General features: G+C 62.7%; 12 protein-coding genes. 5 read left to right on the forward strand and 7 right to left on the reverse strand.

What is annotated here, in order from left to right:
• The first annotated feature begins 10 nt into the window (after positions 1 to 10).
• Together AADZ78_RS14200 and AADZ78_RS14205 are read left to right on the forward strand one after the other, a co-directional pair.
• Positions 11 to 280, forward strand: coding sequence for an Mpo1-like protein (locus AADZ78_RS14200; RefSeq protein ID WP_169726281.1), 270 nt, complete (start codon positions 11 to 13; stop codon positions 278 to 280).
• Entirely contained in the window at positions 277 to 822 is a 546-nt protein-coding gene (locus tag AADZ78_RS14205; RefSeq protein WP_085250203.1) for a TetR/AcrR family transcriptional regulator, read from the forward strand. Before AADZ78_RS14200 ends, AADZ78_RS14205 begins: the two co-directional genes overlap by 4 nt.
• A gap of 3 nt (positions 823 to 825) precedes the next feature.
• Here the strand turns inward: AADZ78_RS14205 and AADZ78_RS14210 are convergent, their stop codons facing one another.
• Positions 826 to 1,425, reverse strand: a complete 600-nt coding sequence (locus AADZ78_RS14210) for a TetR/AcrR family transcriptional regulator (RefSeq protein WP_139828660.1) — start codon at positions 1,423 to 1,425, stop codon at positions 826 to 828.
• 42 nt (positions 1,426 to 1,467) lie between these two features.
• On the opposite strand from AADZ78_RS14210, the gene AADZ78_RS14215 reads away from it, so the two are divergent.
• The gene (locus AADZ78_RS14215; RefSeq protein ID WP_085250205.1) at positions 1,468 to 3,045 is read left to right on the forward strand and encodes a phytoene desaturase family protein; all 1,578 of its coding nucleotides are present in this window, start codon (positions 1,468 to 1,470) and stop codon (positions 3,043 to 3,045) included.
• 10 nt (positions 3,046 to 3,055) lie between these two features.
• Here AADZ78_RS14215 and AADZ78_RS14220 read toward each other — a convergent pair whose 3' ends face one another.
• From AADZ78_RS14220 to AADZ78_RS14235, 4 genes are all read right to left on the reverse strand, one after another.
• The gene (locus tag AADZ78_RS14220) at positions 3,056 to 3,574 is read right to left on the reverse strand and encodes a YbhB/YbcL family Raf kinase inhibitor-like protein (RefSeq protein WP_239655342.1); all 519 of its coding nucleotides are present in this window, start codon (positions 3,572 to 3,574) and stop codon (positions 3,056 to 3,058) included.
• 43 nt (positions 3,575 to 3,617) lie between these two features.
• Positions 3,618 to 4,619 (reverse strand): zinc-binding dehydrogenase, encoded by a 1,002-nt coding sequence (locus AADZ78_RS14225; protein ID WP_085250207.1) that lies wholly within the window; start codon positions 4,617 to 4,619, stop codon positions 3,618 to 3,620.
• A 145-nt stretch (positions 4,620 to 4,764) separates the two neighbouring features.
• Positions 4,765 to 5,091, reverse strand: coding sequence for an ArsR/SmtB family transcription factor (locus AADZ78_RS14230; RefSeq protein WP_085250208.1), 327 nt, complete (start codon positions 5,089 to 5,091; stop codon positions 4,765 to 4,767).
• Positions 5,092 to 5,181: 90 nt separating this feature from the next.
• Positions 5,182 to 5,916, reverse strand: a complete 735-nt coding sequence (locus AADZ78_RS14235; protein WP_085250209.1) for a hypothetical protein — start codon at positions 5,914 to 5,916, stop codon at positions 5,182 to 5,184.
• A gap of 39 nt (positions 5,917 to 5,955) precedes the next feature.
• Here AADZ78_RS14235 and AADZ78_RS14240 point away from each other — a divergent pair, with 39 nt between their 5' ends.
• Positions 5,956 to 6,669 carry an MBL fold metallo-hydrolase gene (locus AADZ78_RS14240; protein ID WP_085250210.1) on the forward strand — a complete coding sequence of 238 codons (714 nt, stop codon included), beginning with the start codon at positions 5,956 to 5,958 and terminating at the stop codon, positions 6,667 to 6,669.
• A gap of 275 nt (positions 6,670 to 6,944) precedes the next feature.
• On the forward strand, positions 6,945 to 9,233 hold the full coding sequence (aceA, locus tag AADZ78_RS14245) for an isocitrate lyase ICL2 (RefSeq protein ID WP_085250211.1): 2,289 nt from the start codon (positions 6,945 to 6,947) through the stop codon (positions 9,231 to 9,233).
• A gap of 87 nt (positions 9,234 to 9,320) precedes the next feature.
• Here aceA and AADZ78_RS14250 read toward each other — a convergent pair whose 3' ends face one another.
• Positions 9,321 to 10,130: a sulfotransferase family protein gene (locus AADZ78_RS14250; RefSeq protein ID WP_085250212.1), complete on the reverse strand. Its 810-nt coding sequence runs from the start codon at positions 10,128 to 10,130 to the stop codon at positions 9,321 to 9,323.
• Between the two features lie 156 nt (positions 10,131 to 10,286).
• Positions 10,287 to 14,003 (reverse strand): PPE family protein, encoded by a 3,717-nt coding sequence (locus AADZ78_RS14255; RefSeq protein WP_204903398.1) that lies wholly within the window; start codon positions 14,001 to 14,003, stop codon positions 10,287 to 10,289.
• Positions 14,004 to 14,404 lie beyond the last annotated feature (401 nt).

Here is a 14,404-nt window from a genome sequence, read left to right on the forward strand (position 1 = left end):
GATCACTCACTTGCAACGGATCCGGGCCACGCATCTCGTCGTCGGCACGCCGATCATCGCGGCCGGCCTGCCGCTAATCTTCGTCAAGCCAAAGGTCGGCGCCACGATGTTCCTCGAAGGATGGGCCATCCAAATCATCGGGCACCGGGTGTTCGAGAAGAACCTGCCGTCCACCCACAAGGGATGGATCACCTATCAATTGGCCGGCGTGATCCATGTCTGCGAGCAATACGGCGAAATGCTGGCCCGGCGCAGCCAGCGTAAGGCCGGATTGCGGTGAGACCGCCTGAGCCCGGCCGCAATGCGCTGCTGGACGCGGGACAGCGCCTGCTAGGAACTGCCGACCTGGCCCGGGTCTCCGTGAACTCCATCGTCGCCGAGGCCGGCATGGCCAAAGGCAGCTTCTATCAGCACTGGCCCAGCCGAGCCGAATACGTGCGGGCGCTGCACGCTCGATTCCACGACCAACTCGCAGAAGCGATCGCGACGGCCATGGACGGCCTGCCGCCCGGGCGTGATCGGCTGGAGGCGGGGATGAACGCCTACCTGGACGGGTGCCTGGCCGACCCGGCCACCAAGGCGCTCCTGGTCCAGTCCCGCACCGAGGCCGGCTTGAGCGACATGGTTGCCGCCCGCAACGAGGGCTCGGCCGCGTTGATGCAGCCCGATCTGGTTGCGCTCGGCTGGGCACGGCCAGAACCGATCGCAAACCTGCTCGTCGCCGCGATCGCCGAGATCGCGCTGTTGGAACTTGCTGCCGGTAAACGCGACAACGAGTTGCGCGGCGGGCTGCTCCGCCTGGCCACCGCGGACCGGGGCTGACCGTTACGTCAGCGGCACCAGACCGGACCTAACCAGATCCAGACTCGCGGCCACCAGTTCGCCGAGGTCGCCGGCACATCCATTGCGGCCCCAATTCTCAACCGCCACAACAAGAGCCGCCGCCAGCACGGCTCCCGCGACCTCCGCCACCAGATCGAGGTTCGCCGCCTCGGGGAGCCGGTTCCTGACGAACTCGGTCAGTACCTGAGCAAACGACGACTGCACCACCCGCAGATGGCCCGCGATGCGCTCCGCGCTGATCAACTCGGCACGTGCTGTCGCGGCCTGACGCACCACCTCGAGGTCGTACGGGAAGGCGGCGACGCTCGCCAGGACCGCGTCGAAGAGGGATTCGGCTGCCGGACGCTGGGCAAGCGCATCGGCCAGCCATTCCAACTGTGTCTCGTAATCTTGGAACAGCACCGCTTCCTTGGTGGGGAAGTGCCTGAAGAAGGTCCGTTCCGTGACGCCGGCCTCGCGCGCCAGCTCCGTCACCGTGACATTCGCAAACCCTTTGCGGGCGAAGCACTTTAGAGCGGCCTGGCGCAGCGCCTCGTGGGTCGATCGGCGGCGCAGCACGTGCCGGTTTGTCGGTTCGGCAATTGACATCTTCAAATTATGTCAGTACTGACATATTCTTGGCCAATGACGGACTATGACGCGATCGTCGTGGGCGCCGGGCACAACGGGCTGACCGCGGGGGTGGTGCTGCAACGCGCGGGTTTGCGCACGCTGTGCCTGGAAGCCAACACCTACGTGGGAGGCATGGCCGCGACGGTCGAGTTGATCGACGGCTTCCGGTACGAGATCGCGGGTTCGGTGCAGTTCCCCACGGCGGGCCAAATCGCCAAGGACCTCGGACTCGACACGCTGCCCACGGTGGATCCCGAGGTGATGTCGACCAACATCGGCGAATCCGGCGAAGAGCCGATGATCTTCTACCGCGACCCCGTACGGCTGACGACGCACCTCGGCGAGAAACACGGGCTCGAGGCCGTCACCGGCATGACAGAACTGATCGGCTGGAGTCAGGGACCCGCAAAGGCCCTGGGGCGCTTCGACGTACGCAAACCGCCCAAGACACTGGACGAGATGTATGCCTGTGCGGCCGACGAAGCCGAACGCCGAGCGATTCACGAAATGCTGTTCGGTTCGGCGATGGACGTCATCGACCGCTTCTTGCCCAACAAGACCAAGCACGCCGTCATGCGGGGGATGCTCGCGTTCCTGGCCGTCAACTCCACCTACCGCGGACCGTACACACCCGGCAGCGCCACTTGCTTGGCGTTCGCCCTTGCGGTCCCGCAGGACGGCACGGACAGCACCGCGATGATGACGAAGCTCAAGGGCGGCATCGGGGCACTCAGCGAACACCTCCGGGAACGATTCATCGCCCACGGCGGTGAAATCCGATTCCGCACGAAGGTGCAACGCATTCTTGTAGACCATGCCGCGGTGACCGGTGTGCGGCTGCGTGACGGGTCGACGATCAGCGCGCCAATCGTCGTTTCCAACCTAGCGCCTGACGTCACGCTCACCGAGCTCATCGAGCCTGAACACATTCCCGCACAGATAATTTCGCGCGTTTCGGGGCGCGATCACCGCGCCTCCTTCATACAGATGCACTTCGCCCTCGACGGGCTACCCGAGTTTGCACCGCCCTATGAGTTCTTGAACGAAGCGGGGATGCAACAGTCGGTCGGCATCTTCGGATCTCCCGAAGAGCAGCAACTGCAATGGGAGAACTGCCGTCGCGGCATCGTCCCGGACAACCCGTCGCTGGGAATGCAGATCCCTTCCGTGCACGATCCCGGCCTGGCCCCACCCGGGAAGCACGCAGCGAGCGCGTTCGCCTACGCCTTCCCGGTCGAAGTCAGCCGCGACCAGCACGGACATCTGAAAAACGAAATGGCACAACGTGTTATCGACAAGATCACCAGGTTTGCGCCCAATTTCAAAGACATCGTGATCCGCCATATCACGTTTGCGCCGTACCACATGCAGACCATGTTCTTCGCACCCGCCGGCGACTTCTGCCACGGGCTGTTGCACCCGGATCTCATGGGACCCAATCGTCCTGGGCCCAAGGGGTTTCTGGACTGTCCGATTCCGATTGACGGCCTGTATTTGGGCAGCGCCGGATGCCATGGCGGCCCGGGCATTACCTTCACGCCCGGTTACAACGCCGCCTTTCAGGCAATCGATGACATGGCGCCCCGGTAATGCCGTCGCGTCAGCCTTCGAATGTTCCAGTGAGCTGGGCCTGCGCGGTGGCCGCTTGTGCTATCGCCTGCGCCGCTTGCACCCCCGCGAGTCCCGAAGGGAGTTCGAACGTATTCGGCAACTGGTAGAGGGTAAACCGGTAGTGATGCGTCCCCGTACCGGCCGGCGGGCAGGGCCCGGTGTACGCGGCCTGACCAGCCGAATTCGGCAGGCTGATCCCGCCACCTGGAGTCTGACCATCGGCGGTCCTACCCGAACCGAAGGCAATTCCGGCCACGATCCAGTGGACGAACAGCCCGCCTCGGGCATCGGGGTCGTCAACCACCAGTGCCGCGCCCAACGGCGCCGACCACGTCAACGGTGGCGCTACATTTGCCCCCTTGCAGGTGTACTGCGCTGGGATCGGAGCGCCATCGCTGAACGCGGGGCTGGCGATCGTCAACGGATCAGTCGTCGGCGCCGCCGCGACAGTGGTGTCGCCGCAGACGGCTAGCACCGCCAGCAGGGCCAAACCGACGCCGGCCCACATCGTCCTGTTCTTCATATAGAACATCTTCGCGAAGCCAGTCCAATTATGGAACCAGCACGACCTTGCCGATGTTCTCCCGCGCGGCAAGAATCCGGTGCGCCGTGGGCGCTTCGGCGAACGGCACCGCCGCGTGAACGATCGGCGCGAGCGTACCGTCAAGCACCTTGGTCAGCGGCGCGATCCAGGGTTCGATCGAGCCACGGTCGTCCCACAACCGCAGCATGTTCAGCCCGATCACCGTTTTCGACTCCTCAAGTTGCTTCATCAGGTTGAAGCCTCGCAGCATGGACAATGCGTGTGGGGCAATCCTGCGCAACGATCGCTTCTCACCCTGTTGCATATTCGAAATCCCATAGCCCACAAGCCTTCCGCCTGGGCGGAGCAGATCATAGGACCGCCGCAGTGACGTCCCGCCAAGTGCATCGAGCACGAGGTCATACGGTTCGAGGCCTTTCCACCAGCCATCGCGGCGGTAATCGATCGCACGGTCAACGCCCAATTCGGCAAGCTTTCGGTGCTTTCCGGGCGACGCGGTGCCGTGCACTTCGGCTCCGGCGGCCTTGGCGAACTGAATGGCCGCGATGCCCACCCCGCCAGCCGCGGCATGAATCAGCACCCGCTCCCCGGCGCGCAACGACCCATAGCCATGTAGAGCCGCCCACGCGGTCGAGTAGTTGACCGGGATGGCGGCGCCTTGTTCGAAGCTCAGCGCATCGGGCAGTGGCACCGAGTCGGCGGCGGCCACGTTGACAATTTCGGCATAGCCGCCGAATCGGGTACCGGCCAAGACTCGTTCGCCGACGCGATTCGCATCGACGCCGTCGCCAACGGCCTCCACCGTTCCGGAAACTTCGTAGCCCACCACCGCCGGAAGCTTGGGTGCGTCTGGATAAAGACCGACACGGGCGAGGTGGTCGGCGAAGTTCACCCCCGCAGCGCGAACGACGATCCGCAGCTGACCCGGGCCCGGTGGAGGCGGGTCGGGCCGTTGCTGCACCTGCAAGACCGATGGATCGCCGTGCTTGGTGATGACGACTGTGCGCATTGTGTTCCTTCCTAATGGGTTGTCTCTCAGATTGCGTCGGCGAGATCAAAGCCGGTGTGCTCCACGACAACCAGTCGCCACATTCTCGCCAGAGGCGCAGCCACGAATTGATCTACCCGGATCGTCGCGGGGGCCGACGCCTCGGTCATTCCAGCTTCTCTGCCGTCTCGGCGAGAGCGGCCAGTCGCGCACGCCAGAACTTTTCGAACGGATGCAACCACTCGCCGAGTTCGGCCAGTGGTTCTGCAGTCAGCCGATAGATGCGCCGGCGTCCTTGCGGCTGGTCGTCCACTAGGCCGGCTTCCCGCAACACCTTGAGGTGCTCGGCGACGGCCGGGCGACTGAGCGCGAACCGCTCACTGAGTTCGCCGGCGGAAAGTGGCTGCCGGCACAGCATTTCAAGCAGCTTGCGACGCACTGGATTAGCCAGCGCCGCGAACACACGGTCGCAGATACGGTCGCAGCTGGCCACGCCGGGAACTATATGTCGGAAATTCCCGACATGTCAACAATTTCCGACGCGTTGGGGCTCAGTGCCAGTCAGGGGCCAATCAGGGGCCGATCAGCTGCCGGCAAACCACGCCGTCACCACGGTGCGAGTCTGTGGCGGTGGCAAGTGCGCTTCGCCGGAACCGAGTGAACCGACCTTGACCGTCCACAGCGCCTGAGAACGATCGATCGCCGACTCGCCACCACCCGGTCGGACGGGGACGAGGACCGCCGGGGTTTCATTAGGACAGCCGTAGGCGCCGACCAAGCCGTCATCCCGTCCACCCCAGGCGCCGCCGTTGCGTAGGCGGCATTGCGTCCCGTCATCGAGAAGCAGGGCAAACGGCGCCGGGGTCGGTGGCGCCAGCACGTGGGGAAGCGGATCGGTGGAAGTCACCCGACGAAGTCCTTTGCTCCAGGGGTCGTCGAGACACCACAGGGTTTTCGGGGCCGACGGCCCCGCCGGCCAACAGACGTCGGCACCAGCCGCATTGGGCGCGCAAGAGTAGATGTCGTCGGCGACCGCCGCCGGTGACGCGGCGCAGCCGAACACGTCGGCGACGTTGCCGGGATCCTGGGAGGGGGGCAACTGCCGGTAACCGTTGATCGGCTTCCCGTTTGCGTCGACAGCCACCACGGTGATGACCTGGGTGCCCTTTGGTATGACCGGTGAGGTGAAGGACGGCAACGCAACGTCTGGCCCACCGATCAGCCGGTAGTGCAGCAGCGCCCACGCCGCCGCGACGACGAGGACCGCTACGACGCCGGCGACCGCAACGCCAATCCATCGCGAAGATCTCGATGCCATTGCCGAATCGTACTTTCACGCGCGCGCTACGTTTCATTCGTGCACTTCGCCTGGGAGTCGGTGACTGACAGCATCCATCGGTGTCGGCTGCCGTTTTGTGACGTCACGATCGGGCTGGTGCTGGGCCGCACCGGAGCGCTGGTCGTCGATACCGGCACCACCCTCGGCGAGGCCGCCGCGATCAACGCCGACGTCCACGAGATCTCCGGAAACACGGTGACGCATGTTGTGTTGACGCACAAGCACTTCGACCATGTGCTGGGTTCCTCGATGTTCGCCGAAGCCGAGATCTACTGCGCTCCCGACGTTGTCGACTACCTCTCGTCGGCCACCGACCAGCTACGGGCTGACGCACTGAGCCATGGGGCAGAGCCGGCCGAGGTGGACCGCGCAATCGCAGCCTTGCGACCACCCCGGCGAGGCAGCTACCACACCGAGGTCGATCTCGGCGACCGCACAGTCACGATTACCCACGTGGGCCCTGGCCACACCACCGCGGACCTAGTCGTGGTGGCCCCAGCCGCACACGATCAAGGAGGTCCGCTCGTGGTTTTCACCGGCGATCTGGTCGAGGAGTCCGCCGAACCCAGTATCGACAGGGATTCCGATCTGGGGGCGTGGCCCGCCACCCTTGATCGGCTTCTGGCGGTAGCCGGACCCGATGCCCGCTACGTCCCGGGTCACGGAAACGTGGTCGATGCCGAGTTCGTCCGTCGCCAACGGGATTGGCTGCGAGAACACGCGGCGCGTTAGGTCACGATGACCGGTGGGGCGCGGCAAATCGATGCGCCACAACCGGTTTCGCCAGCGCAGCGCGGGTTTGCGCGCCACGTCTGATCCTCCTCGAACTCGGCTCGCGGACGCGGGCCAATGGACTCGATCACTGGACTGAGTTCACTTGACATTGAGTCTGAAACTGTCAAGCTGCGGGCCGAATTCTGGCCCGCTATCGGCCGGTGATCTAGCTCACCTGTTCGGGGCTACACTCACTGCGTCAGGCAATCGGGCCCGAGGAGGAGCGTACGGTCATGGCTATCGCCGAAACAGATACTGCGGTCCAAACACCGTTCGAGCAGGACATAGTCGCGACCCAGCGATACTTCGACAGCTCACGCTTCGCCGGGATCACCCGGCTCTTTACGGCCCGCCAAGTCGTCGAGCAGCGCGGCACGATTCCCACCGACTACACGGTGGCGCGAGAGGCGGCGGCGGCTTTCTACGAGCGCCTGCGCGAACTGTTCGCGGCAAACAAGAGCATCACGACCTTCGGCCCCTACTCGCCCGGCCAAGCCGTGAGCATGAAGCGAATGGGCATCGAAGCGATCTACCTCGGCGGCTGGGCAACCTCCGCTAAGGGCTCCACCACCGAAGACCCCGGGCCCGACCTCGCCAGCTACCCCCTGAGCCAGGTGCCCGACGACGCCGCGGTGCTGGTGCGGGCCTTGCTCACCGCCGACCGCAACCAGGAGTACCTGCGCCTGCACATGACCGAACGGCAGCGCGCCACGGCGCCCAATTACGATTTCCGGCCGTTCATCATCGCCGACGCCGACACCGGCCACGGCGGTGATCCGCACGTACGCAACCTGATTCGCCGCTTCGTCGAGGTCGGTGTGCCCGGATACCACATCGAAGACCAGCGCCCGGGTACCAAGAAGTGTGGCCACCAAGGGGGCAAGGTTCTGGTTCCGTCGGACGAACAGATCAAGCGCCTCAACGCCGCCCGGTTCCAGCTCGACGTCATGCGGGTGCCCGGCATCATCGTCGCTCGCACCGATGCCGAGGCGGCAAACCTGATCGACAGCCGCGCCGACGAACGCGACCAGCCGTTCCTGCTGGGCGCCACCAACCTGAAAGTTCCTTCCTACAAGTCCTGCTTCCTGGCATTGGTGCGGCGCTTCTACGAATTGGGCGTCAAGGAGCTGAACGGCCATTTGCTGTATGCGCTCGACGACGGCGAGTATGCGATCGCCAGCGCATGGCTTGAGCGCCAAGGGATCATGGGCCTGGTCTCCGACGCAGTCAACTCCCGGCGGGAGGACGACCAGCAGTCGGTCGACGACCTCTTCGACCAGGTCGAGTCACAGTTTGTGGCCGCTTGGGAGGACGACTCCGGGCTGATGACCTACGGCGAAGCGGTCGCCGAGGTGCTCGAATTCGGTGAGAGCGAAGACGAGCCGGCAGGCATGAGCCCCGACGAGTGGCGGCAGTTCGCCGGGCGTGCGTCTCTTTACGCCGCCCGGGAGAAGGCGAAGGAGCTCGGTGTCGACCCGCCGTGGGATTGCGAGTTGGCGAAGACCCCGGAAGGCTACTACCAGATCCGTGGCGGCATTCCCTATGCGATCGCCAAGTCGCTGGCGGCGGCGCCGTTCGCCGACATCCTCTGGATGGAGACCAAGACGGCAGACCTCGCCGACGCCCGACAGTTCGCCGAGGCAATTCATGCCGAATTCCCCGAGCAGATGCTGGCCTACAACCTCTCGCCGTCGTTCAATTGGGACACCACCGGCATGACCGACGAGGAGATGAAGCAGTTCCCCGCAGAGCTTGGCAAGATGGGCTTCGTCTTCAACTTCATTACCTACGGCGGGCATCAGATCGACGGCGTCGCAGCCGAGGAGTTCGCCACCGCGCTACGGCAGGACGGGATGCTGGCGCTGGCGCGCCTACAACGCAAGATGCGGCTTGTCGAATCGCCTTACCGCACACCGCAAACCCTGGTCGGCGGACCACGCAGCGACGCCGCATTGGCCGCCTCCTCGGGACGCACGGCGACCACCAAGGCTATGGGCAAGGGGTCCACCCAGCACCAGCATCTGGTGCAGACGGAGGTGCCGAAGAAGCTGCTGGAGGAATGGCTTGCGCTGTGGAGCGAGCACTACCAGCTGGGCGAGAAACTCCGCGTGCAACTGCGGCCCCGCCGCGCCGGTTCGGACGTGCTCGAACTCGGAATTCATGGTGACGGTGGCGAGCAGCTGGCCAATGTCGTCGTCGATCCCATCAAGGATCGCCACGGCCGCAGCATCCTTCAGGTGCGCGATCAGAACACGTTCGCCGAGAAGCTGCGGCAGAAGCGGCTGATGACGTTGATCCATCTATGGCTGGTGCATCGATTCAAGGCCGACGCGGTAATTTACGTTACGCCGACCGAGGATAACCTGTATCAGACCTCAAAGATGAAGTCCCACGGCATCTTCAGCGAGGTTTATCAGGAGGTCGGCGAGATCATCGTCGCCGAGGTAAACCACCCACGCATCGAAGAACTGCTCACCCCCGATCGGATAGCGCTGCGAAAGCTGATCACCAAGGAAGGCTAGTGGCGGCTCCTACGGCGAGCAGACGCAAAAGCCCTCGAAAAGTGCACTTTTCGAGGGCTTTTGCGTCTGCTCGCGGTGGTAAGCCGCCTAGATGACTTGCAGCCCCTCAGGAACTGTCGCCGGATCGCGCCAAAAAGAATGACCGATAAAAGCCTGAAACAGGTCGGGCGGCAGCAAAGTCCTGCGCGGTTCGGCTCGAACCGCACCGCGCACCGTGTGCAATCCGGGGGTGCCGGCGCGTTGGTCGAACTCGGTGACGTCGTAATCGACGTGCGCGAAATCGTGCTCGAAAGCCGGCTCGCCGATAAACGAATAGATGGCGTGCATCGTCTTGGCCGGATCGGTGGTCAGTGTTTCGTACTGGACCAGCAGCAGGCGACCGACTTGTTCGCCGAAACACGCCTGTTTCAGCGCCTCGAATGGACCGCCGACCATTCCCGTCGACGACACGATCTCATGGGCGCGGGTATAAACCGTCCCGCTTGGGCTGTAGCTGAAAAGCCCCGAAGGATTAAAGACGTTGCGCTGGATCAACCGCTCAATGCTGTCGACCACCCAGGGCAAGTCACGTACGCAGGCAACAACTTTCGCATCGGGGAACAAGCGGGCAATCGTCGACATCCGAGCGCACCAGACGCGGCTGGTATCGAAGATCACCTCGGCGCTGCAATCAGCGTAGTAGTTGTCGAACAACCCGCGCAGAATGCGCTCGCGTTTGGCATCGTCGAGGAACGTCGAAAACTCGTTACTTGCGCTCATCAGGCCCAGCATGCCGGCGAACAGGCCTTCCAGCGGACCGGACATTCCCGCCTCGAAGCGTGGATTTTGTCGCAGCAAGGCGGCCAGCAGTGTCGAACCCGAGCGCGGCAGGCCCGAGATGAAGTGGATGGATCTCATGGGTGCTCTCCCGTCTACGCCCACAACATGGCGTCGCTGGTGGACATCGGGGTTTCTAAGCTGGCAATCTTAACTGATCTCAGTTGGACGCCCGGCAGTAACACCGAAAAGTTCGTCACGCCAACCTCTCTCGGCCGGGCCCGGCACCGATGACTGTTATGTTGTCACGCTCTGGAAGAACATGCCTGACAGGCCGTTGCCAATATTGGCGAAGCCCGAGATAAGGCTGTTGACCGTGGCGGGCAAAGTGCCGGTGTTGGCGAAGCCCGAGATTGCGCTGCCCAGGTTGTTGAAGCCCGACATCAGGCCACCGTAGTTCTGGTAACCCGAGCCGCCCAACAATCCCTCGGGGTTGGTGTTGAACCAACCGGACAGACCGGTGCCGTTGTTGCCAAACCCTGAATTGCCGCCGGTGCCGGAGTTGAAGAAGCCCGACGAGGGACCGGAGCTCGCGTTGAAGAAGCCGGGCGCCGGCGGGAGATCGAATCCTCCCAAGGTGGTGGCCGGCATATGAACGCTCGGGATGATAAGCGGGGGTGTGGTGAAGGCCGCCAAGCCGATCGGGGGGATGGTGAACGGCGGTGTCGTGATCTCCGGGACGTTGACCTGCGGCAGTGTGAAACCGCCAAGTGCGATCGGCGGAATAGTAAATTCCGGCGTCGTCACCGCCGGAGTACTGATCTGGGGAAGTGTAAACCCATCGACACCGATCGCCGGAATACTCAACTGCGGCGTCGCAAACTCAGGCGTACTAATCGACGGCAGCGTAAACCCAGCAGCCTGAATCGCCGGAATACTCAACTGCGGCGTCGCAAACTCAGGCGTACTAATCGACGGCAACGTAAACCCAGCAGCCTGAATCGCCGGAATACTCAACTGCGGCGTCGCAAACTCAGGCGTACTAATCGACGGCAACGTAAACCCAGCAGCCTGAATCGCCGGAATACTCAACTGCGGCGTCGCAAACTCAGGCGTACTAATCGACGGCAACGTAAACCCAGCAGCCTGAATCGCCGGAATACTCAACTGCGGCGTCGCAAACTCAGGCGTACTAATCGACGGCAACGTAAACCCAGCAGCCTGAATCGCCGGAATACTCAACTGCGGCGTCGCAAACTGAGGCGTACTAATCGACGGCAACGTAAACCCAGCAGCCTGAATCGCCGGAATACTCAACTGCGGCGTCGCGAACTCCGGAGTATTCAACGACGGCAATGTAAATTCGGCAGTTTGTATCGCCGGAATGGTCAACGTGGGAGTAATGATCGAAGGAGTTTCGATGCGGGGGAGGGTAAAGCCGCTCACGGCGATGGGGTTGATATGGATCCCGGGGACATTAATGGTGGGAAGGTTAATTGCGGGAACATTGATTGACTCGATCCCATAGGGGACCGCGAATCCTCTGATGTAGCCGCCACCGATACTGAGGTACGCAGCTGGACCACCCGAGTTCGGTCTCCCCGGATTGCCCGCCGGAAGAGTGTTGCTGATAACTCCGCCGCCGATTTGCGGGAATACACCGCTTACTCCTGTTTGCAAGGCGAGGATGTTGTTCGGAAGAAACAAAACGAGATTGTCGACCCTGGCTTTGGGCAGATATATCGTCCCGGTACTTAGTGTGCCAACTATCCTGGGAGTGGTAAACGCATTCGTGCTGAGGCCACTGATAGTTATACCCGGAGTATCCAACGCGGGCAGATTGAAACCACCAACAGTGGTGCCCGCAGGTATTGTGATCGGCGGAATCACCGCCGGCGGGATGATCAGTGGTGGAAGGGTAAAGGCACCTACCTTACCACCAGAAGGAATATTGATCGCCGGAATGGTAATCCCTGGAATGGTCAGCTCGGGCAGGCTAAAGGCACCCACCGTCCCACCAGACGGAATATTAATTGGCGGAACCGTCACCGACGGAACGGTCAGCGCCGGCAGGCTAAACGCACCCACCGTCCCACCAGCAGGAATATTAATCGGCGGAACCGTCACCGACGGAACGGTCAGCGCCGGCAGGCTAAACGCACCCACCGTCCCACCAGCAGGAATATTAATCGCCGGAACCGTCAACGGCGGAACAGTCAACCCCGGCAGGCTAAACGCACCCACCGTCCCACCAGCAGGAATATTAATCGCCGGAACCGTCACCGACGGAACAGTCAACCCCGGCAGACTAAACGCACCCACCGTCCCACCAGCAGGAATATTGATCGCCGGAACCGTCAACGGCGGAACAGTCAACCCCGGCAGGCTAAACGCACCCACCGTCCCACCAGCAGGAATGTTAATCGCTGGAACCGTCAACGGCGGAACAGTCAACCCCGGCAGGCTAAACGCACCCACGGTGATATTCGCCGGCGTCGTCGACGCCGGAATCGACAACGAAGGCAACGTAACGCTCGGCAGACTAAACGGATTAACGGTGATTACCGGAGTTGTCGTCGCCGGCAAGGACAAAGACGGCAGAGTTAGCGCTGGCAGGGCGAATGCCGGGACTGAGATTCCGGGTATCTCTAGGGGCGGCAGCGTTAAATCCGGTGACGTGATAACAAAGTGCAGGCTGCCCTGGCCAACGCCCCGGTAAAAGATACCGTTGTTCATGTCGCCCGTGTTGTACAGGCCATTGTTCATGTTGCCTGGGTTGAGCGCGCCGGTGTTGATGTTCCCGCTGTTGAGCCAGCCGGTGTTTGAGCTACCCGTGTTGAAAGCGCCAGTGTTCGAGGCGCCTACGTTGAAGTCGCCCATGTTGTAACTGCCGGCGTTGAAGCTGCCGGTGTTCGCGTTGCCGACGTCGAAGAAGCCAGTGTTGAACGACCCCGCATTGAAGAAGCCGGTGTTGCCGTGTCCCGAGTTGAACAGGCCCGTGCTGAAATTGCCGGAGTTTCCGATGCCAAAGTTGCCGTTGCCCGAGTTGAAGAAGCCGATGTTGCCGTTGCCGGAGTTGAACAAGCCAAAGTTGCCGCTGCCGGAGTTCAGCCCGCCAATACCGATCTGGTTGTTACCGGTAAGCCCAAAGCCGATGTTGTTGTTGCCGGTGTTCGCAAATCCGAAGTTGCCGCTGCCGGCGTTGGCGAAGCCGATGTTGAGGTTGCCGACGTTTGCGAACCCATAGTTGCCGCTACCGGCGTTTCCGGTGCCCACGTTGTTGCTGCCCAGGTTTGCCCAGCCGAAGTTAGCGGTGCCGAAGTTTCCCGAGCCGAAGTTGACATTGCCCAGGTTCGCGCTGCCAACATTTCCCGAACCGTTGTTCGCGTTGCCCACGTTCCCGCTGCCGGCGTTGCCCAGGCCGAAGTTCAGGGTCGTGGCCCGTCCCGGAACCACCGGTTCGCCCGCTGCCGCAGGCGCCGCGCCAGCCAAACTCTGCAGCGGTTGGGTGAACGGCTGCAGCGCGGAGGCGACCGCCGAAGCCCCAGCGTGGTAAGCCGACATGACCGACACATCGAGGGCCCACATCTCTTCATAGAGCGACTCGACGGTGGCGATCGCCGGAGCATTCTGTCCGAAGAGGTTCGACAGCACGAGCGACACCAAGTCAGAACGGTTGGCCGCCACCAGCGCCGGTTGCACCATCGCCGCTCGGACCGCCTCGAACTCGGCCGCCATGGCCCCGGCTTGGGCTGCTGCCTGCCCGGCCCGGGCCGCCGCGGCGCCGAGCCACTCCACATAGGGGGCGGCCGCCGCTGCCATCGCCACCGACGACGCACCCTGCCACGATCCGGTCGCCAGACCCGAGGTCACAGACCCGAAAGAGACAGCGGCCGAACCCAATTCGTCCGCCAGCCCGCCCCAGGCGACCGCCGCTTCCAGCATCGGTTCCGACCCGGCGCCGGCGAGTATCAGAGCCGAGTTGACCTCCGGTGGCAACACGGAAAAGTTCATCGCTCCAACCTTTCTCAGGCAAGCATCACGCCCAATGGCAGCTCAGGACATCCGGCCACTGGCCCCGACCCGCAAACGGTTGTCGAGCTGATCTGGTAGCGGACAAGCTACGGGAGCCCATGGCGCCATTTGTACTATTTATCATAACGAGAGCAAACCGTTATCTAACTGTGATAACTTATCTCGATAATTGCCAATTCTCTTTACAACGGCGGCGTGGAGCCGGTGCTCCGTATTCAATGTCAAGGTCAGGACCACCGCCGTTGCCGCGGACTTCCGTGAATACCAACGGGTTTGGCCGAACGGCGATACGCGGAGTTACTGTCGCTAACAAATGACCTGACGGGTCAAAGTCGATGAATGGACAACGCTCCGTACGTCCAACAAATTGACGTCTAGCA

Source organism: Mycobacterium riyadhense (genome assembly GCF_963853645.1).
GTDB lineage: Bacteria > Actinomycetota > Actinomycetes > Mycobacteriales > Mycobacteriaceae > Mycobacterium > Mycobacterium riyadhense.